Genomic DNA, 21,922 nt, shown 5'->3' with positions numbered 1-21,922 from the left:
GGGTCTGTCGCAATCGAATGAGTGATTGCATGGAGAGGAGGGCCGCGAACGACATCGGCCCACGGCCGATCGCTGTTAAAGCTTGCCCTTCCAGGGAACGAGGACAGCCTCGAGGATACGGACGGCGGCCGAAAAGGCGAATGCGCAGACCGCGATGATGCCGATGCCGACGAAGACGACGTCGGTGGCAAGGAACTGCGATGCCGACATGATCATGAAGCCGATGCCACGGGTCGAGGCGATGAGTTCCGCCGCCACCAGCGTTCCCCAGCCGATGCCGAAGGCGATCCGCACGCCCGTTAGAATTTCCGGCAGGGCCGAGGGCAGCACGACGGCGAAGAAGAGCTGCAGCCGGTTTGCACCCAGCGACCTGGCGGCATTGACGCGTTCGAGCGGCAGCGACCGGACGCCGGCCTGCGCGGACAGGCAGATCGGCGCGAACATGGCGAGCACGAGAAGTGTGATCTTCGAGGTCTCGCCGATGCCGAGCCATATGATCATCAGCGGCAGATAGGAAAGCGGAGGCAAGGGCCAGTAGAATTCGATCGGCGTATCCAGAATTCCTTTTGCCCAGCGGTTGAGACCCATCAACAGGCCGACTGGAATGCCGAGGAGGATCGCGATGGTCGCGGCGGCGACGATGCGGAACAGACTGGCGAGTATATGCTCGGACAAGGACGCGCCGGCATAGCCGTCGCGATAGACGACACCGATCTGCGTCAGAACCTCGTCCGGGCGGGGCAGGAAGAGATGCGACACCAGACCGAGCTTTCCAACCAGCCACCACAGCGCAAGACAGACGATTGCCGTGGCGATGCTGATGGCGATAGTCGGCTTGTCGCCGACCCCGAAACCGGGAACGCGAACCAGCTTTGGCTGCTCTTTGTTCCGGGAGGTTGCGATCGGGCGCGTCTCGATGATGTCGCTCATGCCGCGCTCCTGATGTTGTCGGCGTCGTGGAGAATGGTGCGAATTTCCTCTCGGAGATTGCCGAATTCCGGAGATGTCACGATCGCCCGCGTGTCGCCGCTCTCGGCGAAGCGATGCACGAAATCAAGTTCGAAGCGGGCAACGACGCGCCCTGGCCGTGGAGACATGACCAGCACCTCCGTGCCGAGGAACAGTGCTTCCTCGATCGAATGGGTGATGAAGAAGATGCGCTTGTCGGTTCTGGCCCAAATCGAGACCAGCAATTCCTGCATCTGTTCGCGCGTCAGGCTGTCGAGCGCGCCGAAGGGCTCGTCCATCAGCAGGATGTCCGGGTCGGTGGCAAGAGCGCGGGCAATGCCGACGCGCTGGCGCATGCCGCCCGACAATTCATAGGGTAGGGCATTGGCAAAATCGGTCAGGCCCACGAGCCGCAGCAGCTCGGCTGCGCGATCTCGGCGCTCCCGCCTTCCCAACCCTGCAAATTGCAGGCCGAGCGCGACATTATCGATCACCGTTTTCCATGGCAGCAACGCATCCTTCTGGAAGACGACGCCACGATCGGCGCCGGGTCCGGAGACGGGTCTGCCGTCGAGCGTGATCTTCCCTTCCGACAACGGCAGGAAGCCGTCGATCGCATTGAGCAAGGTGGATTTGCCGCAGCCCGAAGCGCCAAGCGCCACGACGATGCCGCGCTCGGGAATGTTGAAGGAAACGCGGTCGAGCGCGTGAACGGTTCTGCCGTCACGCGCCCCAAAGAAAACGCTGGCATGGTCGACTTGAAGCATGGAGCCCTCAAAAAAATGCGGCACCGACGCGACAAGCGCGCCGGTGCCAGGGAGGATCAGTTGCTTGCGCTCGTAAGCGCGTCAGCGGTGACGAATGCGCCGTAATTCGGCAGGACCTCGGAGACTTTCCCCTGGCTCTTCAGGAAGGTCGCTGTGTCCTTGAGGATCCTGGCCGCCCCGGACTTGTCGCCGCCGCCGAGCCAGTCAGCCGATGCCTGTACGTCGGGCGTCAAAAGGGTGAGATTTTTCAGGGCGGCGGCTTGCTGATCGGCCGTGCCGCCGAGAAGCTTGGCAAGCGCCTTTGCATTCTCGCTGTCCGGTCCCCATGCAGCCTTGTCGGCCACGAAGGAGGCGTAGTACTTGTTGATGACCGAGGCGTAGGCTCTCAGGAACTGCGGGTTGTCGGCCGCGAATTTCGAGGTTGCAACCCAGGCGGAGAAGGTCGGAGCGCCCTTGTCGGCGACATCCTTGGATGTTACCAGCACCTTGCCGTTCTTCTTCAGCTCCGTCAACGCCGGATCCCAGACGAAGCCGCCGTCGATATCACCGCGATTGTAGCTTGCGACGATTTCCGGCTGCGGGATAGCAAAGACCTGCACGTCCTTTTCCGTCAGGCCGAGGGACTTGATGAGGGCGAGCAGCTGATAGTGATCAGTCGAAACCGGTGCTGCCGCGAGCTTCTTGCCCTTCAGATCGGCAAGCGTATTGATGCCGGAGCCGTTACGCACCACGAGAGCCTCGTCGACGCCCGAGATGGAGGAGAGGTAGAAAGCCTTCATGTCAAGTCCGCGCGAGGCGGCCGCCGCAAACGGGCTTGAGCCGACATAGCCGATCTGGACGTCGCCGGATGCGATGGCGGCAAAGATCTCGGCTCCGGAATTGAATTTGCGGAAATCGATTGCGTAGCCCGTCTCCTTGGCGAATTCGCCATTGACGATCGCGACGGAGGAGGGCAGGGCATCGGTTTGGTAGCCGACAACGACTTTCTTGTCCGCCGCAGCCGCAACGGATGCGATGGAAATGCTGGCGAGACCAAATGCGGCCGCAGCGATCAGTTGCTTGAAATTCATGTTTGTCCCCTTGGCCGGAGCAAGGTTTCCGGCGGTTCCCTAAGTTCGATAAGCTGAACCTAGCGAAGATAACGGGGTCATCGACAGAAATAACAAACTATTTTTATAGACTATAAGGGGAATTGTTTCTCTGACTCCATGACGAGCGCAGCGACGTCATATTTTTATAGAGGAAAGGCGAAGAGCACTGCTGAAGTGGGCAACCGAGACGGATGAGGCGGGTATTGAAAGAGCCGCCCTGAATCAGGTGTTTGATCTCGCCGGCGGAATGCTTGCAAATCGCGGCTTGGGCGCGCCTTTACCTTCTGCCGATCAACGCAGCGCAGAGGCCCATCGGGCTACGTGATCGGCAACGATTGCGATATGCTCTGCGGACGTCAGACCGGATACGGCCTTTCGTGGCGTGAAGTCATGGTCTCCATCCTCCAGCCAGAGAATCTCGATCATTTTGGAGAGCTCGTACGTAGAGACTTCTTCCCGCGATCCGAATAGGTCGCGAGTTCCCTGACAGATGAGCGTAGGCGTCTTGATGTTTGCGAGATGGGCGGTCCGCAGGTTCTCCGGTTTTCCTATTGGATGGAAAGGATAGCCAAGACAAAGGAGTCCAGAAATCCGTCCCGCATTGCGAAGATCGTCCGCGATCATACTCGCCACACGTCCGCCCATGGATTTCCCCGCGATGACGAGTGTCCCCCCTGAACCGACTTCATCGATCACGGTTTTGAATTCCTGATTCAGGAGCTCTGCTCGAGGTGGCGGGGACCGCTTCCCCGAAGAGCGCCGTGCCGACATGTAATCAAACTCGAACCGGATAATTCGTAAGCCTTTGCGGACAAGCGCCGCGGACATGGCTTCCATCCATTTCGTGTCCATTGCGCCACCCGCCCCATGCGCGAGAACGATAGTGACCTTGGCATCTTCGGGACCATTGACGAGGAAATGGTAAGGCATTCAGGATTCTCCCGGTTCGTAGCGTCGCAGAGGAAGCGCTGCGCCGCTGGCGTCTTGTTAGCAAACCTCGGAATCGATGGCGAGGAGCCACCGCCTGAAGCGCATAGCAAGCTGCTAGAGATCCCGAAAGCGGACATAGCAACGTAGACTTGCGGAGCTTGCTAAGCTTAAGTTCATTGACGTTGCTCGCGCCTGCGGTCAATGAAGTGAAGCACTAACTATGCCGCCAGGGGTATCGCCAATGGGATGGGAAGCTCTCCGGCAATGGGATGAAGATGCGGTTCGTATCGAACCACTCACTGGCGGCGTTGCCAACGACGTCTGGAGCGTTCGCGTTCGCGGACAGATCGCGGTCGGCCGCCTCGGCTCCAGGAGCGACGATGATCTCGCGTGGGAAACCGAGCTCCTCCAACACCTCGATCGTGCGGGTATGATCGTTCCAGTGCCGATCCCCACGGCCGACGGCCGCCTGTTCGCGGACGGTCTGGTGGTGATGAAATACATCGAAGGCGGACCGCCGAAGACGGGGTCCGATTGGCGTCGCGTCGCCGATACGCTACGCAAGCTGCATGGGTTGACGAAAGGTTGGCCGCAGCGCCCCGGTTGGAAGTCCTCGATCGACCTCCTGCATGCCGAAGCGGGAACGAGGGTCAATCTTGCCGCGATGCCGCCGGAGGGCGTTACTCGATGTCGAGCAGCGTGGGCGCGGCTAATCGGGCGTCAGACCTGCGTTGTCCACAGCAACCCAAGCAATCCTGGCAACATCCGCATGACGGCGGATCGCGTCGCTTTGATCGACTGGGATGAGTCTCACGTCGACGTCCCCGATCTTGATCTGGTGCTGCCCGACAACGCCGCCGATCTCGACGCCGATGCCTATGATGTCGCCGCGCAAGCGTCAGCCGCCTGGGAAGCCACTGTTTGCTGGCAGGACGACTACGCAGTCAGGCGGCTCGCCGAAGTTCGAGCAGTCTGAGCGCTCTCGGCGGATCGATGCGCGCCGGAACGTCCGGCGACCGCATAGCTGCGAAGCTTGATAAGAAGTCTAGCAACGGGATTAGTAAGTAATAAGTTAAAGAAAGCGTAGGCAGATATACCAAGTTGGCTGCCGTATGTCATAGTGTACAATAGATGAGAGCCAAGATTGGAGCGACCGATTTGAGATATACGTAGCTTGTTGCGACGTGGAAAAATTTTGTGAAAGACAGTAAGTATATGGCAAGTGTGACAGATAAGAGTTGAGACCCAATACCGAGATAGAGAAGATGCTGTGATACTGCCGAGAACTGCAAGGCACCTTCAAATATGGCGAAGAGAAACAAGCCGATAAATGGATAGGGCGTACGTCTGAAAATTCAGACCGTCAGAAACTTTGTCATTTCCTCAAAGAAGGCGAGCAGCGTTGTCTTAAAAATGAACGCAAAGCTCAAGGACACAGCCGCTCTCCCGTTTCAAGAAACCCTTTTGGGTTCGCTATCTGCCGCCGGAACTATCCCTGCCGTTGTTCGAGGGTGAACCGCCACCCCCGTAATCGCCCATTGCCGTGTAACCAGAAGGATCTGGCGCTCCGCTCCCGATGACAGAACCAAGAGCAGATCTGCTGAATCCCGGATTGTTGCTGGGATCTTTCGATGCGGCAACTTGGCCGTCGAAGCTATATCCGTCTTTCACGCCCACGCCTACACCTTGCGAGTATGAAGTCGAGCCAGACGAGTCTGAGGAACGCCTTCGGCTCGATAAGTCCGAATTACGGGTGGACGGCAAGGACATTGGCTTTTCACCAGGCATGACAGTGACCGTCGACGTCGTCACGTCAACGCGCAGGCTCATTTCCTACTTTTTTGAACCTATTACGAAGGCAATTCAAAATGGATTGAAGGAGCGATGACACCAATAGATGCGACTTCATCGGTCAGAAAATTGGGTGCAACGGAGGCACTGGGGAGTATGGCATTTCTGGCGCTTCAATCTCCGCTTCACCGACGCTGGTTGCTCGCCGACCTGGAAAGAAACTTCGTTCCCGCACTCAAGACGGGCCAGTGCAAGATTTACTTTTTCGGACCGGACAATCCCAAGGCCTTTGTGACATGGGCACTCGTCGACGACGTCACCCACCTGAAGTTGATGTCCGACGGCCTCACTCCTGATGAATCAAAATGGGCATCAGGCGACAACCTTTGGTTCATTGACGTTGTCGCACCGCATGGTGATGCCGCCATGGTCATTCGAGACCTGCGGTAAAATCATTTCTCGGGTCAGAATGGCTATTCGATCAAGCGCAACCCGGATGGTTCGATCAATCGAATTAAGAAGTGGTGCAACATTCGCTAATGCGGTGCTTGCCCGCTGCGCGTGCGTGGTTTCGTCAACGATACCCCGATATATGCCTGCGCAGTTAGGCACAGCGATCTTCTTCCAACCTTGTGACGCAAAGTCTCCTTTTCGCGGCAACTATTCGTCCGTGACATTTTTAAAGGCGCAAGTGGTCGCCTAACCTCCAGTCTGGTGACATTTGTTGCCGCCCCATCCACATCCCGTCGGCGACTGCCGATTTTTTCCGCATCCGGCGGAAGAAAAAGAAAGCTGTTTCTTAAATAACTTAAAATCTATGTTTTTTATAGACTATAGCGTCCCATGGTCGGCATTGGACGCAAACATGGATGAAACGGCATGTCTTATCTCCTTAGCCTTCTCGACAAGAGCCCGATCGAACAGGGGCTTGACGCCAACGATGCGCTTGGCGCCACGACGCGTCTGGCCGTAAGGGCCGAAGAACTTGGCTATCATCGCTTCTGGGTTGCCGAGCACCATAATATGGCGAACCTCGCAAGTTCGGCACCCGAAGTTCTGATCGCCTATCTTCTCGCCCGCACTTCGAAGATCCGCATCGGTTCCGGCGGCGTGATGCTGCAGCATTACAGTGCCTACAAGGTCGCGGAGGCCTTCAATCTCCTGGCCTCGCTGGCACCCGGCCGCGTCGATCTCGGCGTCGGCAAGGCGCCGGGCGGATTTCCGCTCTCGACCCGCGCATTACAGCGCGCCTTCGATCCCGAGAAGAAGCCGGATTTCGCGGAGCAACTCTCCGACATCAACACCTACCTTGCCGCCGATCCCCACTCCGACGGCGCGCTGGCAACGCCGTTTCCGCCGCGTTCGCCCGAACGCTTCCTGCTTGGCGCCAGCGTCGAAAGCGCGAAGCTTGCCGCGGAGAAAGGCTGGAGGTTGGTGTTTGCCGGCCATCTGAACGGCGATCCCGAAAACCTGCGGAAGACCTTCGAAGCTTATGACCATGCGAGCGGCGGCAAGGTGCCGATCCTGGCGCTCGCCGCCTTCGCCGCCGAAAGCGAGGCCCATGCCCGGGAGCGCGTCGGCCAGCTGCGCATCGTCAAGCTTTTCCTGCCCAATGGCCAGAGCGTCAATGTCGGCACCCAGGAGCAGGCGGCGGAGTTTGCGCGTCAGGCGGGCTTCTCCGACTTCCGGACCGAAGAGAAGGTGCCGAGCGTGCTGCACGGCACGGCGGCGCAGATCCGCGACGAACTCGACACGCTTCATCATCGCTACGGCGTCGAGGAATTCGTGCTCGACACGCCGGCGCTGACCGCCGCCGAACGGCTGAACTCCATAGAATTGCTTGCCAAAGAACGCCTTTCGCTCGTCGCCTGAGCGCCTATCCCAGGAGGATCATCATGGCTCAAAAACACGTCACCTTCGGTATCATGCTGCAAGGCCCGGGCGGCCACATGAATGCCTGGAAGCACCCGAGCGTCCCGGCCGACGCCAGCACCAATCTCAACTTCTTCGTGAAAACCGCCCGCAAAGCGGAGGATGCCGGCATTGCCTTCGCTTTCGTCGCCGATGGGCTCTATATCAACGAGCAATCCATCCCGCATTTCCTTAACCGGTTCGAGCCGCTGACCATCCTGTCCGCGCTCGCTGCTTTCACGACGAAGCTCGGCCTGGTCGGCACCGTTTCGACCTCCTACAGCGATCCCTTCACCATTGCCCGGCAATTTGCCTCGCTCGATCTCATCAGCGGCGGCCGCGCCGGCTGGAACGCCGTGACCTCACCGCTCGAAGGCTCCGGCCGCAACTACATCCGCGAGCATCCCGAGCACGAGCTGCGCTACGAGATCGCCGACGAATATCTCGACGCCATCAAGGGCCTGTGGGATTCCTGGGACGACGATGCCTTCGTGCGTGACCGCGAGACCGGCGTCTATGCCGACAAATCCAAGCTGCATCGCCTGAACCACAAGGGCCGGTTCTTCCGCATCGAAGGTCCCCTTAATATCGGTCGTTCCAAACAGGGGCAGCCGGTGGTGTTCCAGGCCGGAGCCTCCGATTCCGGCATCCGGCTGGCCGGCAAGCACGCCGATGCCGTCTTCACCAACGGCGGACCGCTCGAAGACGCCAAGATCTTCTACACGCAGGTGAAGCAAAGCGCGATCGCACATGGCCGCAGTGCCGCCGATGTCGGCATCTTTCCGGGTATCGGCCCGATCGTTGGAGCGACGCAGGAGGAGGCGGACGCCAAGTATCAGGCAATCCGCAATCTCGTCACCATCGAGGAGGCGCTCGCCTATCTCGGTCGCTTCTTCGACCATCATGACTTCAGCGTCTATCCACTGGATGAGCAGTTTCCCGATCTCGGTGACATCGGCCGCAACAATTTCCGCGCCACGACCGACCGGATCAAAAAGACCGCCCGGGAGAAGGGGCTCACGCTGCGCGAGGTGGCGCTCGATGCGGCAACACCGCGAACCTCATTCATCGGCACCGCCGAGCATATTGCCGCTGAAATCATCCGCTGGGTGGACGAAGAGGGTGCTGACGGCTTTATCCTCGGTTTCCCGGTGATCGGCGAAGGCTTCGACGATTTCTCCAAGCATGTCCTACCGATCCTGACGGCGCGCGGCTACTTCGAGCCCACGCTGAAAGGCGAGACGCTGCGCGATCACCTTGGCTTGCCATTCCGCGAAAGCCGTTACGCGGCGGAACAGGATGGCATCGAACCCGCAAAGGCCGTGGGCGCCTGAGCCCGGACGATCGCCATGAACGCCATCATCAAGCCCGCTTCGGTCATCGACCAAGTCGAGACAGGCATCGCTGCATACCTCGATGAGATCATCGCGCTGAGGCACGATCTGCACCAATATCCCGAGCTCGCCTTCCAGGAGCATCGAACCGCCAAGAAGGTTGCCTCGTTCCTTGCCGACTGGGGCTACGACGTCGCGACAGGCATAGCCGGCACGGGTGTCGTTGCGACCCTGAAGCGGGGCGACGGGAAGCGTAGCATCGGCATTCGTGCCGACATGGATGCGCTGCCCATCGAAGAGGCGACCGGGCTAGACTATGCCAGCAGCAACCCCGGCGTCATGCATGCCTGCGGCCACGATGGGCACACGTCGATCCTCCTGGCGGCCGCCCGCTATCTCGCCGAAAACGGCAATTTCAGCGGCACCTTGCGGCTTATCTTCCAGCCGGCCGAAGAGATCGGCGCCGGTGCGCGCAAGATGCTGTCGGAAGGGCTTTTCGATCGCTTTCCGGTCGATGCCGTCTTCGGGCTGCATAATTGGCCTGATGTCCCGGCGGGCCAGTTCGGCTTCGTTGCCGGTCCGGCTATGGCCTCCGTCGATCAGGCCGTTATCAGGATCGTCGGAAAGGGCGGCCATGGCGCCGAGCCGCATCGTGCCGTCGATCCCGTGCTGGCTTCCGCCTCCTTCATCACGGCACTTCAAAGTGTTGTTTCCCGCAACATCGATCCGCAGGATATGGCGGTCGCGACCGTGGGATCCATTCATGCAGGTTCTGCTTCGAACGTCATTCCCGAAAGCGTCGAGATGAAGCTGACCATGCGCGCTTTCAGCGAAAAGGTGCGCGCGAAGCTGCAGGAGCGGATTCCGGCGCTGGCGCGGGCGCAGGCGGAAAGCTTCGGCGCGGTGACCGAGGTCAATTACCGCCTCGGTTTTCCGGCACTCGTCAATCATGCCGATGAAACCGCCTTCGCCCGTGATGTCGCCTTGAAGACGCTTGGAACTGCCGCCGTGGAAACGGATTTCCGGCCGCGGACGGCAAGCGAAGATTTCGCCTTCATGCTGGAGGCGAAGCCAGGGAGTTATCTCTTTGTCGGCAACGGCGATAGCGCGCCCCTGCATAGCGCCCAATACAACTTCAACGACGCGATCATTGCACCCGCAGCCCGCTACTGGGTGCGGCTCGCCGAAACCTTCCTTGCGGATGACAACAGGTGACGACCGACATGAGCGATACGTTTCTCTATACGACCCCGCTCGATCCACGCGCCAAGCCGCTGATCGACGAACTGATCCATGAGTATGACAGCCGCTACGGCAACTATTTCAATGCCGAAGGGGCGGCTGCCGAACTCAACCGCTATCCGCCGGAGGCCTTCGCGCCACCGGATGGCAATTTCCTGCTTCTGTTGCGCGATGGCGAGACGATCGGCGGCGGAGCCTTCAAGCACTATGACGACCAGACCGCCGAATTCAAACGGATATGGACCCGGCACGATCTGCGTCGTCAGGGCTTGGCACGGAAGCTGCTGGTGGAGCTGGAAGCGCAGGCAGGGCGGCAGGGCTATCGCCGCATCTATCTGACGACAGGTTTCCGCCAGCCCGAGGCGGTCGGTCTTTATCTCACCAATGGCTACACCGCGCTCTTCGACACTTCGGTCGATCCGGAAGTCTACAAGAGCCTGCCTTTCGAGAAGGATATCAGCCATCTGGCCTTGTCCTACGTCGCCGAAGCCTCCGGCTCACGGCAGCGACTGGCCGCAGCCGGTCGATAGCGGCGAACAGGTCAATCACAATCATAAAGGGGTAAGTATCATGGCGCTGACGACGGATTTTGCGGGTGTCGATCGAGGCACTGGAGCCGCCGAGACGAAGACTGACTATTCGCGTTATCGCATCGTGCCTGCGAGACACCCCGGACGCACGGCCGGCACGATCTTTGCCGCGCTCGTCATAGCGGTCGTTCTCTATTCCACCTTCACCAATCCGCGGTGGGGCTGGGCCGTTTTTGCCCAATGGTTCTTTGCCGAGCCCGTGCTGGTAGGTCTCGGCAGGACTTTGCTGCTGACGGCGCTTGCGGCCGTGTCCGGCTCCATTCTCGGAACTGCGCTGGCGCTGGCGCGCGTGTCGAAGTCGCCGCTGCTTGCAAGCCTCTCCTGGGGCTATATCTGGCTGCTGCGTTCAATCCCGATGATTGTGTTACTGTTAATTCTCAACAATCTTGGTTATCTTTATGAAACTATTAGCATCGGCGTCCCTTTCACCGGCAAGGTCCTCTTCGATTATCCGACTACGCAGCTGCTGACGCCATTTGCAGCGGCCTTCCTCGGATTGACGCTCAACCAGTCGGCTTTCTTTGCCGAAATCGTTCGCGGCGGCATCCTCTCCGTCGACCAGGGCCAGTTGGAAGCGGCCGCCGCCCTCGGCCTATCGCGCCGTCGCCAGGCGTTCCGCATCATCTTGCCGCAGGCGATGCGCTCCATCCTTCCCACGGGTTTCAACGAGATCATCGGCCTCGCCAAGAGCACGTCCATGGTCTACGTGCTCGCCCTGCCGGAGCTCTTCTACACGGTGCAGGTCATCTACCGCCGCAATCTGGAAGTCATTCCGCTGTTGATGGTGGCGACGGTCTGGTATCTCGTCATCATGACGGTGCTGTCGATCGCCCAGCACTATATCGAGCGCTATTTCTCCAAGGGTGCGGTGCGCAATCCGACGCCTTTGCCCTTCCAGTCCTATTTCCAGCGCTTCCGTCGTCCGCCGGTCGCATCGGCAAGGGTAAGTGGCGTGACGCTTGGAAGCCGGACGGGTGCTGCCGACTGGCGTGCCAGGGGTGGTGCCGTGCGCATTCATGGCATTTCGAAGAGCTTCGGCACGCTGAAGGTTCTTGACGATATCGAGCTCAATTTGCCGGCCGGCAGCGTGACGGCAATCATCGGCCCGTCGGGCTCGGGGAAATCAACCCTGCTGCGCGCCATCAATCATCTGGAACGGGTCGACAGTGGTTTCATCTCCGTGGACGGCGAACTGGTCGGCTACACGCAAAAGGGCGACGTGCTCTATGAGCTCAAGGAGAAGGATATTCTGAAGCGCCGGACGGACATCGGCATGGTCTTCCAGAACTTCAACTTGTTCCCGCATCTCACTGTTTTGGAAAACATTATCGAAGCGCCGATTCAAGTGCGGGGATTGAGCCGCGACGACGCTATCACTTTTGCGCAGGAGCTTTTGGCCCGCGTCGGGCTGAGCGACAAGATCGATGCCTATCCCCGCCAGCTTTCCGGCGGCCAGCAGCAGCGCGTCGCCATCGCCCGCGCGCTGGCGCTGCGGCCGAAGGTGCTGCTGTTCGATGAGCCGACCTCGGCGCTCGATCCGGAGCTCGTCGGCGAAGTCCTCGACGTGATCAAGGAACTGGCGCGCACCGGCACCACTCTCGTCATCGTCACCCACGAAATCGGTTTTGCTCGCGAGGTCGCCGATACCGTCGTCTTCATGGAAGGCGGACACATTCTTGAGACCGGCTCGCCGGGGCAGGTCTTCAACGATGCGAGACATCAACGCACCCGCGCCTTCCTCGCCAAGGTTCTCTAGCAGCAGCAAGTAGACATTGGACGCTCTGACACAGCAGGCGTCCGGATAATGATAATAATATCAACAACCTATAATTGAAAAGGAGACGGGAAATGACATTTATTGAGAGAGCGAAATATGTCGTTGCGGGCGTTCTGACGGCGGCAGCGATGAACTGCACGACAGCAGGCGCGGCTGAAAAGTTCAATCTGAGCCCGGATACGTCCAATCGTGTTCGCGCTGAGAAGGACGAGGCAGCGATCAAGGCGATCGCTCCCGGTTTTAAGTTCGTCAATTCAGGCAAACTCACGGTGGCGATCAACCCTTGGGATCCGCCGATCGCCACCTATGCGACCGACGCCAAGACCGTCGTGGGTGCCGATCCGGATATTGCGCAGTTGCTCGCCGATTCCCTCGGCCTGCAGCTCGATCTCGTGCCGGTTGCCTGGGAAGACTGGCCGCTCGGCGTCTCCTCCGGCAAGTATGACGCCGTCATTTCCAACGTGACGGTCACGGAAGAACGCAAGGAGAAGTTCGATTTCTCCACCTATCGCAAGGACGTGCTCGGCTTTTACGTGAAGGCCGGCAGCAAGATCACCGAGATCAAGGAGCCGAAGGATGTCGCCGGCCTCAAGGTGATCACCGGCGCCGGCACCAACCAGGAGAAGATCATACTCGAATGGGATCGCCAGAACGTGGCGGCGGGCCTGAAGCCGATCGAGGTGCAGTATTACGACGACCGCGCCGCCGCCGATCTCGCGCTACAGTCTGGCCGCGCCGATGTCGAGTTCAATCCGAATGCGACGCAGGCGTATAACGCCTCCATCAACGGCACGAGGAAGCTTGTCGGCATCGTCTCCGGCGGCTGGCCGCTGACGGCCGAAATCGCCGTGACGACTAAGAAGGGCGCCGGCCTTGCCGATGCCGTTACCCTCGCACTCAACGATCTGATCAAGAATGGCAAGTATGGCGAAGTGCTGAAGCACTGGAGCCTGACGGCCGAAGGGATCGATCAATCCAAGACCAACCCTGCGGGCCTGCCGAAGAGCGGTTCGTAATGTTGGTCGGGCGGACCGGCGTCAGTGGGGCTCGCGCCGGTCCGCTCCCATCCATCTCAAATGGAGAGACAGGTTCCGTGACCATCCGCACGACTTTCAGAACTACGTTTGCCGCCGCAGTGGCAATTGCCTTGACCGGTCTTGCTCCGGCAATGGCTGCCGAAGACTTCGATCTGAGCCCGGAACAGCCCGGACGCATCCACGCAGCGAAGGACGAGGCGGTGATCGCCGCTATCCCGAAGGATTTCAAGTTCGTGACGCCGGGCACCTTCACCGTCGCGGTCGCACCGGGCGGTCCGCCGCTTGCGACCTATGCGACGGACGCGAAGACTGTGGTCGGCGCCGATCCCGACTACGCCTATGCCGTTGCCGATGCGCTCGGTCTCAAGCTCGAACTCGTCCCGGTCGCCTGGATCGACTGGCCGCTGGGGCTGACCTCGGGCAAATATGATGCCGTGATATCTAACGTCGGCGTCACGGAGCAGCGCAAGGAGAAGTTCGATTTCTCCACCTATCGGCAGGGCCTGCACGGTTTCTTCGTCAAGACCGACGGCAAGATCACTGGGATCAACGAGCCAAAGGATGCCGCCGGTCTGCGCATCATCGTCGGCGCCGGCACGAACCAAGAGCGCATCTTGCTGAAATGGAGCGACGAAGACGTCAAAGCCGGCCTGAAGCCGATCGAGCTGCAATATTACGACGACGATGCGGCAAGTCTTCTGGCCCTCCAGTCCAATCGCGCCGACGTCATCGTGCAGCCGCACGCGCAACTCGTCCACATCGCCGCGCGCGACAAGAACATCAAGCGCGTCGGCACGCTGAGCGCCGGCTGGCCGGATCGCTCGGATGTCGCGATCACCACGCGCAAGGGCAGCGGTCTGGCGGTGGCGCTGACGCTTGCGACAAACGGGCTGATCAAGGACGGCACCTACGCCAAGATCCTCGACCACTGGCATCTTGCGGAAGAAGCCTTGCCGAAATCGGAAACCAATCCGCCGGGCCTGCCGAAGTTTTGAGGAGACAGCCGCATGAGCCGTAAAGCCGCATCGATCAGCCACGTCGGCTTTCTCACGCCAGGCAACTATCCGGACGAAGATCCGTTAGCCGGCCTGGAACAGACCCTGCAACTGCTCGAACATGGCGAAGAGAGGGGATTCAACAGCGCCTGGGTGCGGCAGCGTCATCTTGAACCCGGTATTTCCTCGGCGAGCGCCTTTCTCGCGGCCGCGACGCAGCGAACGCGCCATATCGAGCTTGGCACTGCCGTCATACCCATCGGCTATGAGAGCCCCTATCGGCTTGCCGAAGATTTGGCGACCGTGGATGTGCTGTCGCGCGGACGATTGAACATCGGCCTCAGCGCTGGTCGTCCGCTGCATGCCGATCTGATCGGGCCGCTCGCTTTCGATGGCGATTGGGAGAGCCATGATTTCTCCCATCAGCGGGTGCTGCGCTTTGCCGATAATCTGAGGGGGACCTATGTCGGCAATGACGATACGCTCATCAAGACGCCGTTCGGGCCGCAGCGTCCGCGCCTTCAGCCCTATGCGAAGGGCCTGATCGATCGCATCTGGTATGGCGGCGGCTCCCTGCGCTCGGCCAAATGGGCCGGTCGCAACGGTTTCAATCTGCTGATCGGCAATGTCACGACGGGTGAGCAGACCGACGATTTCTCCGTCGCGCAGTCGCGACAACTGGAAACCTATCGCGCGTCTGGCGGCGATACGAGGCGGGTAGCACTCGGCCGGGTCGTCGTGCCATTCGATAGCGCCGATGCGATAACGCGCAAACGCTATACGGCCTATGCCGCCGGCCGCTACGAGCGCACGCTTTCACCTCAGGGCGAGCGACGCACGCTGTTCGCGCGCGATCTTGTGGGGTCGTCCGAAGAAATCCTCGAACGCTTGCGTAAGGATCCGATCCTGCCCCATGTCAGCGAATTCCGGCTGGAGCTGCCTTACGAGTTTCACGATGAGGAATATCGGCAGATCCTCCATGATTTCGTGACGGCAATCGCGCCGGAGCTCGGCTGGAAAGAAACCACGGTCTTGCGGCGGTCTGTATCCTGACGGCCATAAGCTATTCGCCAGCTGGTATCGGCGAATAGCGCCGAACCCGCCGGCAAGGCGTGGCGCGATTGTTGGCACCATTTCCAACAGCAGCAAAGACGGTCGCCGACATATTCATCGGCGCTCGTAGATATCCTAGGCGGCGACCCGGCGCGGTCTGACGGCGAGCAGGCGCAGCGCATTCATGGTGACCAGCACCGTGGCGCCCGTATCGGCGAGGATTGCCGGCCAGAGACCGGTGATGCCGATGATGGTGGTGACGAGGAAGAGGCCCTTCAGGCCGAGCGCAATGGTGATGTTCTGACCGATGTTGCTCATCGTCCGCCTGGAAAGGTCGATCATTTCGATAACGTCGCCGACGCGGCCGTGCAGCACGGCGGCATCAGCCGTTTCCAGTGCAACGTCGGTCCCGCCGCCCATGGCAATCCCGACATCGGCGGCTGCGAGGGCCGGCGCATCGTTGATGCCGTCGCCGACCTTGGCAACGCGGAAACCTTGTCGCTTCAGGTCACCGACGATCCGCTGCTTGTCTTCGGGCAACAGTTGCGCGCGAACCTCGATGTCAAGCGTCTTGCCGATCGCCTCTGCCGTGCGCTGGTTGTCACCCGTCAGCATGATCGTCTTGATGCCCGCATCGGCAAGCGCCTTGAGGCCGGCGGCCGTATCGGCGCGCGGTTCGTCACGGATGGCCAGCAGGCCGGCGGCACCGCCCTTGGCAACGAGAATGGAAACGGTCTTTCCTTCATCGTTGAGCGCCGCGATCCGGGCCGATTGCTCTGAAGTCAAAGACACTTTGTCGGCTGCCGCCTGCGGCGATCCGAGGAATACGTCCAGACCATCGACCGTTCCGCTTACGCCCTTGCCGCCGATGGCTTTTGCATCGATGACCTGAGGGACATCCGTTCCGGCTGCAACCGCACGGTCGAGGATCGCGCGGGCGAGCGGATGGCTGGAACCGGTTTCGAGCGCTGCCGCCAGTCGCAGCACTTCCGTATCGCTCATGCCGAGACCGACGATATCGGTGACCTTGGGCTTGCCTTCGGTGAGCGTCCCCGTCTTGTCGAACGCGACGGCGGTGACCTTGCCGATATTCTCGAGCACGGCGCCGCCCTTCAGCAGCAGGCCGCGCCGGGCGCCCGAGGAGAGCGAAGCAGCAATCGCCGCCGGCGTCGAGATGACGAGGGCGCAGGGGCAGCCGATCAGCAGGATCGCAAGGCCCTTGTAGACCCACTCGCCCCAGCCGCCGCCGAGAAACAGGGGAGGGACGATTGCGACGAGCGCGCCGACAACGACGACGCCGGGCGTGTAATAGCGGGAGAAGCGATCGATGAAGCGCTCGGTCGGCGCCTTCGATTCCTGCGCCTCCTCGACCAGCTTGACGATGCGGGCGATGGTATTGTCGGATGCCGCCGCTGTTACGCGGATGCGCAGCGCGGCATCGCCGTTGACGGTGCCGGCAAAGACGGTCGCGTCGGCGCTCTTGCGCACCGGCGTGCTTTCGCCGGTCACCGGCGCCTCGTCGATGGCGCTTTCGCCGGAGAGGATAACGCCATCGGCCGGGATGCGGTCGCCCGGGCGCACCAGAATGACGGCACCAATGGCAAGGCTTTCGGCCTCGACCTCGCGGGTCTTGCCATTTTCTTCAAGTTGCGCGGTCTTGGGCACAAGACCCGTCAGGGATTGAATGCTGGCGCGCGCCTTGCCGGCTGCAACGCCTTCCAGCAGTTCACCGATCAGGAACAGGAAGACAACGGCTGCGGCTTCTTCGCTGGCGCCGATGATAACAGCGCCGATGGCCGCGATCGTCATCAGCATTTCGATCGAGAACGGCGTTCCGACCCTTGCGGCCATGAAGGCACGCCGGGCAATTGGCAATAGCCCCACAAGCATGGCCGCGGTAAAGAACCAGGCCTCCAGCGCGGGGACGAGCTTCCCGATCCCCCAGGCAGCGGCGACAGCCACGCCGGTCGCGATGGTCAGGCGGCCCTTGGCCGATTTCCACCAGGGGCCGGCCGTTGGGCCGCGATCGTGACCGTGAAGGCCCGCCACAGCGGCCTCCGCCCCTTCCGATGCGTGGCTATGCCCTGCGTGATCGTGCTTATGGCTGGCTGTACCATGTCCGTGATCGCCGTGATCATGGACATGTCCGGTACGGTCGTGATCGCGGGCATCCGGCTTATGATCATGATGATCGTGGCCGCACCCGCAGGCGTGATCATCCGCCGCCACCTTCGGCGCGGCAACGGTGCTTTGCGGAAGCGGGAAAACCTTGTAGCCCAGTCCTGAGACGCGCTTTGCAATGCTCGGCAGCAGGTCGGGATCGCCCTGATGTCTGACGGTCATCGTGCCTGCGGTGACCGAGACGGAGACGTCCTCCACGCCTTGCAGGCGGCGAACGGCCGTGTCGATTTTCGTGGCGCAGGAAGCGCAATCCATGCCTTCCACACGATAGCGGCTCTGTTGTGTTGTCGACGTCATCTTCCGGTTCCGAGTTTGTTGTCGGAACCATTGCTACATCCTCTAGTTACTAGAGGGACAAGAGCCAGTTTGCAGATTCTTACGGGATCGTAACACTCCGGCGGCTTCCACATCCCATTGCGGGCCAACGCCAGCTTATGCCGCCCGCAGAGCCTGCAGGCGGCGAGCGCTGCCACAGGGAATTATAGCTTCAGCAGAACCTTGCCGGCCTTGCCGGGTGCCAGCGAAGACTTCACCGCCTGGGCGATTTCGGTAATGTCATAGGCGGCTTCCACCGGCAGCTTGACCTCGCCGGACGCGACCCGCGCGATCAGTTCGCTGATGAGCCGCCGACGCTCGTCGGCCGACATGGCGGCGCTGACCTTGATGCCCCAGAAGCCCTTGATCGTCAGCTGCTTGAAGATGACAGCCCTCGAGGCGATCTGCATCGGCTTGCCGGCCGCAGTGCCGAAGGACACCAGCAGACCGTTTTCACCCAGCAGATCGGCAAGGTCGTTGCTCGCAACGCCTCCGACGGAGTCCACTGCGGCGCGGATCGGCGCATCGCCGATCATGGCACGCACTTTCGCCTTCCATTCGGAGGCAGCGGTCGACACGGCGTTGCCGATACCGAATGCCGACAGCTCGTCAATGCCGCCGTCGCGCCGAACAAGATTGATCATATGGATGCCGCGGCTGCGGGCCAGCATGGCGAGCGTCTTGCCGACCGCGCCGTTGGCGGCGTTCTGGATGATCCAGTCGCCGCGCTCGACATTAAGGGATTCCAGCAGCGAGATGGCGCTGAACGGCATGGCGATCAGCTGCGCCGCGGCCTCGTCGGTAATGGCGTCGGGCACGGGGACGAGGCTGGCCGCCGGCGCCGTGAATTGCTCGGCCCAGGTGCCATGCACGCCGGCCGCAACGACGCGTTTGCCGATCAGCGTCTTGTCGACGCCCGCGCCAACGGCATCGACGAAGCCGACAGCCTCGCTGCCGCCGATCGCTGGCAGTATAGGTTTGTAGCCATAGGCGCCGCGCACTGTCCAAAGGTCGTGATTATGGATCGGCGAGAGAATGGTGCGAATGCGCACGTCTCCCGCGGCGGGTTCGGGCAGCGGCATGTCGGCCAGATAAAGGACGTCTGCCGGGTCGCCGAAGACATCGTGGATGGCACTGCGCATTTTGCATTCCTTGCGTGTTGACATGCTAGTCCTGTCGTGGATCAAAGGCCGCCGGGTGCGGTAAGGGCTTGTTCAGTGGCAAGCATGGCCTGGTCGAGCGGCGTCTTGTCCCTGCCAAGTTTCGCCAGGATCGCCGCCCCGAGCCAGAGACTATAGAGCGAGCGGGCTGTTTTTTCCGGGATGCAGGATGGCGAAATGGAGCCATCCTCGCGGCCCTCGGTGATCGTCTTGGTTAGGCGACGAATGAGATCCTCGACGCCGCCGAGAAGGATCACGCGCATATTGTCCGAGAGGTCGGAAATTTCGGCGGCAAGTTTCACGACCAGGCACCGCTCGGCAAGGCTTGCGCTATTGCCATCGGAAAGCCAGGCGTTCCAATAGTGCATCACACGTTGGCGGCCGTTGCCCTTCCAGCCGAAAAGCGCATCGAGGCGCTCCGCATAGTCGGAGCAATATTGCTTCAGCAGGGCGCAGCCGAAGGCTTCTTTCGATGCGAAATAATAATAGAACGACCCTTTCGGCACGGCGCTTTGCTCAAGCAGCTCTTTCAAGCCGACGCCTCCGAACCCCTTGCGCAGCACCAGTTCCCGCCCGATTGCGAGAATATGGCTTCGAGTGAGCTCTGATTTCTTCATTGTCACCATGAGCGGTGCGTAACAAATAATCGACCGGTCGTCTATAAACTCGTTGTTTGCCGTCAGATCAGTGCGAGCGTTGCAAGCGAGAGGATCAGGGCCGGGAGCATGACGATGGCACCGATCTTCAAGAAGGCCAGTGCGCCCATGTGAAGCCCCTCCCGACGAAGGGCGGCGAGCCAGAGGATGGTGGCAAGCGAGCCGGTTACCGAAAGGTTGGGACCAAGATCGACGCCGATCAACACTGCGCCGGCAACGGAATCAGGAACATGGGCCGCCTGCACCGCGCTGCCGGCGAAAAGGCCGGCTGGCAGGTTGTTGACGAGATTGGAGATGATCGCGACCGAAAAACCGGCGGCTCCGATTGCCTGCGTCTGGGATTGTGCGGCAAGCGATGCGAGCTTTTCGGACAGAAGCGCGGTCAGGCCGGTATGATTGACTGCTTCGACGATCACGAAAAGGCCTGCCACCAGGGGCAACACGCTCCAGCTTATGCCGCGCATCGTCTCGATCGGGCTTTGCCGCGTAAGCGCGAGAACAATGACCGTCGTGATGACGCCTGCGGCAAATGTCGGTATTCCCAGGTCGAAACTCATGGCCGATGCGGCAATCAGCACAAGAGCGGTGACCACAAGCCCCCATCCGGCCAGCCGGGCTGCGTGCGAAAGGGAGGGTTCCGCGACATCGCGTGCGATCGTGTCTTCGATGAGCGCGCGCCTCTGTGTCCAGTAGAGGCAGGCGAAGGTCACGATGATCGAGACGATCGATGGCAGCAGGAAGGTCTGCATCCACCGTGACAAAGGCGGCATTTCGCCACCGGCAAAGATAACGAGATTAGCCGGGTTGGAGATCGGCAGCACGAAGCTGGCGGCATTGGCGATGAAGGCGCAGACCAGCAGGTAAGGCATGGGATCCTTCACCCGTGCCGCCCGGCATGCGGCATAAACGGCCGGCGTGAGCACCACGGCAGTGGCGTCGTTCGACAAGAAAACCGTGACGACGACGCCAACCACATAGACGAGGACGAACAGCCGGCGGGGCGACCCCTTGGCATGCGAGGTGGCGATCGCCGCAACCCAGTCGAAAAGCCCTTCGCGCCGTGCCAGCTCCGACAGAAGCATCATGCCGATCAGGAACAGATAGACATCGAAACCTTTGGATACACCTGCCCAAACGTCGGCCGGGCCGATCAGCCGGAAGGCGAGGAGAACCGCCGCGCCGAGAACCGCCCAGATCGCTTCTGGCCAGCGGAACGGGCGCGTAACGACACCGAGGGCCGTCAGGCCGGCAATGCTCCAGGTGATGGCGGATTCAGTCATTCGGCTCGTCGTGGCTATCGAAAGGGAGCGGATATGTAGCATTGCGGCGTTGGAGCGCAAACGGTAATTTCGGTTCGGCCTTCACGGAGGCTCGCTGCCGGACGACCTCGCCAGAGGTTATGCTTTTTTCGTTTTGGCTTCTTTCGCTGCATTGTCATGTGATTTGTCGGCACGCTCGACAAGGACGGAACATTCCGCATGCCGGATGACATATTCGACCGTCGAGCCGAAGATACGGTCGAGAATATCGGAAGTATGGGTTGCAAGCACGATGAGATCGGCCTTCTTCTCCTGCGCGACCGCCAGCAAGGTTCTCGATGCGGTGCCGGTGCGCACTTCTATCGATGCGGTAATGCCGAGACGCCTGCAAAGCGCATCGAGCTTGTCTTCCGCTTCCTTGATGACAGACACGGCCCAATTGTCCGGGCTTTCGCTGCCCGAGGGAAAACGCTCGATCACATGAACCACGATCAGTTCCCCGCCCGGCGACAGAAGAGCGTGGGAGGTGCGCAGTAGACGTTCGGCGCGCTCGCGAGATCCCAGTCCTATTGCGCAGATAATTTTCTCATACATTCCACTCTCCCCAAGCCTATGCCGAAGCGGTCTGTAAACTCGGTCTGCGATCGCGGCGGCCGTCATTGGCAGTATGACGCGTGCTCGTTGATTCGGCGATGATTGTTAGCCGAGTGGTGGCGATTTGGCCGCTGTTTGTGCTTTCGATGGCGCGTGGCTCGCCATTTGCACAGATTTAATCCCGTCCTTCACGAGAACGAAGCGCGCCCTCGAATTGCTGCGCTGCAAACGGACAGGGCGGCGATTGTCAGCCTGTCGTCGTGGCGAGACTACAGAAATATCATTGGCTTC

The 21,922-nt window shown here is 60.6% G+C and carries 20 protein-coding genes; 11 read left to right on the top strand and 9 right to left on the bottom strand.

What is annotated here, in order from left to right:
* Window positions 1-75 precede the first annotated feature (75 nt).
* The 4 genes from HGP12_RS18460 to HGP12_RS18445 all read right to left on the bottom strand — a co-directional run bounded on the left by HGP12_RS18460 (window position 76) and on the right by HGP12_RS18445 (window position 3,736).
* On the bottom strand, window positions 76-930 hold the full coding sequence (locus HGP12_RS18460; RefSeq protein WP_168879600.1) for an ABC transporter permease subunit: 855 nt from the start codon (window positions 928-930) through the stop codon (window positions 76-78).
* Window positions 927-1,715: a taurine ABC transporter ATP-binding protein gene (locus tag HGP12_RS18455; protein WP_168879599.1), complete on the bottom strand. Its 789-nt coding sequence runs from the start codon at window positions 1,713-1,715 to the stop codon at window positions 927-929. Before HGP12_RS18455 ends, HGP12_RS18460 begins: the two co-directional genes overlap by 4 nt.
* A gap of 56 nt (window positions 1,716-1,771) precedes the next feature.
* Entirely contained in the window at window positions 1,772-2,785 is a 1,014-nt protein-coding gene (gene tauA / locus HGP12_RS18450) for a taurine ABC transporter substrate-binding protein (RefSeq protein WP_168879598.1), read from the bottom strand.
* A gap of 312 nt (window positions 2,786-3,097) precedes the next feature.
* Window positions 3,098-3,736 carry an alpha/beta family hydrolase gene (locus tag HGP12_RS18445; RefSeq protein WP_168879597.1) on the bottom strand — a complete coding sequence of 213 codons (639 nt, stop codon included), beginning with the start codon at window positions 3,734-3,736 and terminating at the stop codon, window positions 3,098-3,100.
* Between the two features lie 241 nt (window positions 3,737-3,977).
* Here HGP12_RS18445 and HGP12_RS18440 point away from each other — a divergent pair, with 241 nt between their 5' ends.
* From HGP12_RS18440 to HGP12_RS18390, 11 genes are all read left to right on the top strand, one after another.
* Window positions 3,978-4,712, top strand: a complete 735-nt coding sequence (locus tag HGP12_RS18440) for a phosphotransferase (protein WP_168879596.1) — start codon at window positions 3,978-3,980, stop codon at window positions 4,710-4,712.
* A 600-nt stretch (window positions 4,713-5,312) separates the two neighbouring features.
* Window positions 5,313-5,624 (top strand): hypothetical protein, encoded by a 312-nt coding sequence (locus HGP12_RS18435; protein WP_168840256.1) that lies wholly within the window; start codon window positions 5,313-5,315, stop codon window positions 5,622-5,624.
* A 59-nt stretch (window positions 5,625-5,683) separates the two neighbouring features.
* The gene (locus HGP12_RS18430) at window positions 5,684-5,977 is read left to right on the top strand and encodes a toxin-activating lysine-acyltransferase (RefSeq protein ID WP_168879595.1); all 294 of its coding nucleotides are present in this window, start codon (window positions 5,684-5,686) and stop codon (window positions 5,975-5,977) included.
* A gap of 429 nt (window positions 5,978-6,406) precedes the next feature.
* A complete protein-coding gene (locus HGP12_RS18425) occupies window positions 6,407-7,399 on the top strand; it encodes an LLM class flavin-dependent oxidoreductase (protein WP_168879594.1) in 993 nt (330 codons plus the stop codon).
* A gap of 23 nt (window positions 7,400-7,422) precedes the next feature.
* A complete protein-coding gene (locus HGP12_RS18420) occupies window positions 7,423-8,772 on the top strand; it encodes an LLM class flavin-dependent oxidoreductase (RefSeq protein ID WP_168879593.1) in 1,350 nt (449 codons plus the stop codon).
* 15 nt (window positions 8,773-8,787) lie between these two features.
* Window positions 8,788-9,987 carry a M20 aminoacylase family protein gene (locus HGP12_RS18415; RefSeq protein WP_168879592.1) on the top strand — a complete coding sequence of 400 codons (1,200 nt, stop codon included), beginning with the start codon at window positions 8,788-8,790 and terminating at the stop codon, window positions 9,985-9,987.
* Window positions 9,984-10,544: a GNAT family N-acetyltransferase gene (locus HGP12_RS18410; protein WP_168879591.1), complete on the top strand. Its 561-nt coding sequence runs from the start codon at window positions 9,984-9,986 to the stop codon at window positions 10,542-10,544. The genes HGP12_RS18415 and HGP12_RS18410 overlap by 4 nt, the downstream gene beginning before the upstream one ends.
* Window positions 10,545-10,584: 40 nt before the next feature.
* Window positions 10,585-12,360: an amino acid ABC transporter permease/ATP-binding protein gene (locus HGP12_RS34515; RefSeq protein WP_168879590.1), complete on the top strand. Its 1,776-nt coding sequence runs from the start codon at window positions 10,585-10,587 to the stop codon at window positions 12,358-12,360.
* A gap of 92 nt (window positions 12,361-12,452) precedes the next feature.
* Window positions 12,453-13,397: an ABC transporter substrate-binding protein gene (locus tag HGP12_RS18400; RefSeq protein WP_168879589.1), complete on the top strand. Its 945-nt coding sequence runs from the start codon at window positions 12,453-12,455 to the stop codon at window positions 13,395-13,397.
* 77 nt (window positions 13,398-13,474) lie between these two features.
* Complete coding sequence (locus HGP12_RS18395) at window positions 13,475-14,413, top strand: ABC transporter substrate-binding protein (protein ID WP_168879588.1); 939 nt, start codon at window positions 13,475-13,477, stop codon at window positions 14,411-14,413.
* A 12-nt stretch (window positions 14,414-14,425) separates the two neighbouring features.
* On the top strand, window positions 14,426-15,466 hold the full coding sequence (locus HGP12_RS18390; RefSeq protein WP_168879587.1) for an LLM class flavin-dependent oxidoreductase: 1,041 nt from the start codon (window positions 14,426-14,428) through the stop codon (window positions 15,464-15,466).
* Between the two features lie 135 nt (window positions 15,467-15,601).
* Here HGP12_RS18390 and HGP12_RS18385 read toward each other — a convergent pair whose 3' ends face one another.
* The 5 genes from HGP12_RS18385 to HGP12_RS18365 all read right to left on the bottom strand — a co-directional run bounded on the left by HGP12_RS18385 (window position 15,602) and on the right by HGP12_RS18365 (window position 21,631).
* Entirely contained in the window at window positions 15,602-17,944 is a 2,343-nt protein-coding gene (locus tag HGP12_RS18385) for a heavy metal translocating P-type ATPase (protein WP_168879586.1), read from the bottom strand.
* Window positions 17,945-18,126: 182 nt separating this feature from the next.
* Entirely contained in the window at window positions 18,127-19,104 is a 978-nt protein-coding gene (locus HGP12_RS18380; RefSeq protein WP_168840245.1) for a zinc-binding dehydrogenase, read from the bottom strand.
* Window positions 19,105-19,145: 41 nt separating this feature from the next.
* Window positions 19,146-19,739, bottom strand: a complete 594-nt coding sequence (locus HGP12_RS18375; protein ID WP_246703470.1) for a TetR/AcrR family transcriptional regulator — start codon at window positions 19,737-19,739, stop codon at window positions 19,146-19,148.
* A gap of 62 nt (window positions 19,740-19,801) precedes the next feature.
* A complete protein-coding gene (locus HGP12_RS18370) occupies window positions 19,802-21,058 on the bottom strand; it encodes an arsenic transporter (RefSeq protein WP_168840243.1) in 1,257 nt (418 codons plus the stop codon).
* Window positions 21,059-21,175: 117 nt separating this feature from the next.
* A complete protein-coding gene (locus tag HGP12_RS18365; RefSeq protein WP_168840242.1) occupies window positions 21,176-21,631 on the bottom strand; it encodes a universal stress protein in 456 nt (151 codons plus the stop codon).
* Between the last annotated feature and the right edge of the window lie 291 nt (window positions 21,632-21,922).

This window comes from Rhizobium sp. P28RR-XV, from assembly GCF_012641385.1.
In the GTDB taxonomy this organism is placed as follows: domain Bacteria; phylum Pseudomonadota; class Alphaproteobacteria; order Rhizobiales; family Rhizobiaceae; genus Rhizobium.
Note: the sequence above shows the minus strand (reverse complement) of the source record. Positions and strands in the feature narration are given on the sequence as shown.

What these genes read in the sequence shown, in the direction of transcription:
- HGP12_RS18460 (WP_168879600.1), bottom strand. Translation starts at nt 930, where the DNA reads ATGAGCGACATCATCGAGACGCGCCCGATCGCAACCTCCCGGAACAAA.
- HGP12_RS18455 (WP_168879599.1), bottom strand. Translation starts at nt 1,715, where the DNA reads ATGCTTCAAGTCGACCATGCCAGCGTTTTCTTTGGGGCGCGTGACGGC.
- tauA (WP_168879598.1), bottom strand. Translation starts at nt 2,785, where the DNA reads ATGAATTTCAAGCAACTGATCGCTGCGGCCGCATTTGGTCTCGCCAGC.
- HGP12_RS18445 (WP_168879597.1), bottom strand. Translation starts at nt 3,736, where the DNA reads ATGCCTTACCATTTCCTCGTCAATGGTCCCGAAGATGCCAAGGTCACT.
- HGP12_RS18440 (WP_168879596.1), top strand. Translation starts at nt 3,978, where the DNA reads ATGGGATGGGAAGCTCTCCGGCAATGGGATGAAGATGCGGTTCGTATC.
- HGP12_RS18435 (WP_168840256.1), top strand. Translation starts at nt 5,313, where the DNA reads ATGACAGAACCAAGAGCAGATCTGCTGAATCCCGGATTGTTGCTGGGA.
- HGP12_RS18430 (WP_168879595.1), top strand. Translation starts at nt 5,684, where the DNA reads ATGGCATTTCTGGCGCTTCAATCTCCGCTTCACCGACGCTGGTTGCTC.
- HGP12_RS18425 (WP_168879594.1), top strand. Translation starts at nt 6,407, where the DNA reads ATGTCTTATCTCCTTAGCCTTCTCGACAAGAGCCCGATCGAACAGGGG.
- HGP12_RS18420 (WP_168879593.1), top strand. Translation starts at nt 7,423, where the DNA reads ATGGCTCAAAAACACGTCACCTTCGGTATCATGCTGCAAGGCCCGGGC.
- HGP12_RS18415 (WP_168879592.1), top strand. Translation starts at nt 8,788, where the DNA reads ATGAACGCCATCATCAAGCCCGCTTCGGTCATCGACCAAGTCGAGACA.
- HGP12_RS34515 (WP_168879590.1), top strand. Translation starts at nt 10,585, where the DNA reads ATGGCGCTGACGACGGATTTTGCGGGTGTCGATCGAGGCACTGGAGCC.
- HGP12_RS18400 (WP_168879589.1), top strand. Translation starts at nt 12,453, where the DNA reads ATGACATTTATTGAGAGAGCGAAATATGTCGTTGCGGGCGTTCTGACG.
- HGP12_RS18390 (WP_168879587.1), top strand. Translation starts at nt 14,426, where the DNA reads ATGAGCCGTAAAGCCGCATCGATCAGCCACGTCGGCTTTCTCACGCCA.
- HGP12_RS18385 (WP_168879586.1), bottom strand. Translation starts at nt 17,944, where the DNA reads ATGACGTCGACAACACAACAGAGCCGCTATCGTGTGGAAGGCATGGAT.
- HGP12_RS18380 (WP_168840245.1), bottom strand. Translation starts at nt 19,104, where the DNA reads ATGCGCAGTGCCATCCACGATGTCTTCGGCGACCCGGCAGACGTCCTT.
- HGP12_RS18375 (WP_246703470.1), bottom strand. Translation starts at nt 19,739, where the DNA reads ATGAAGAAATCAGAGCTCACTCGAAGCCATATTCTCGCAATCGGGCGG.
- HGP12_RS18370 (WP_168840243.1), bottom strand. Translation starts at nt 21,058, where the DNA reads ATGACTGAATCCGCCATCACCTGGAGCATTGCCGGCCTGACGGCCCTC.
- HGP12_RS18365 (WP_168840242.1), bottom strand. Translation starts at nt 21,631, where the DNA reads ATGTATGAGAAAATTATCTGCGCAATAGGACTGGGATCTCGCGAGCGC.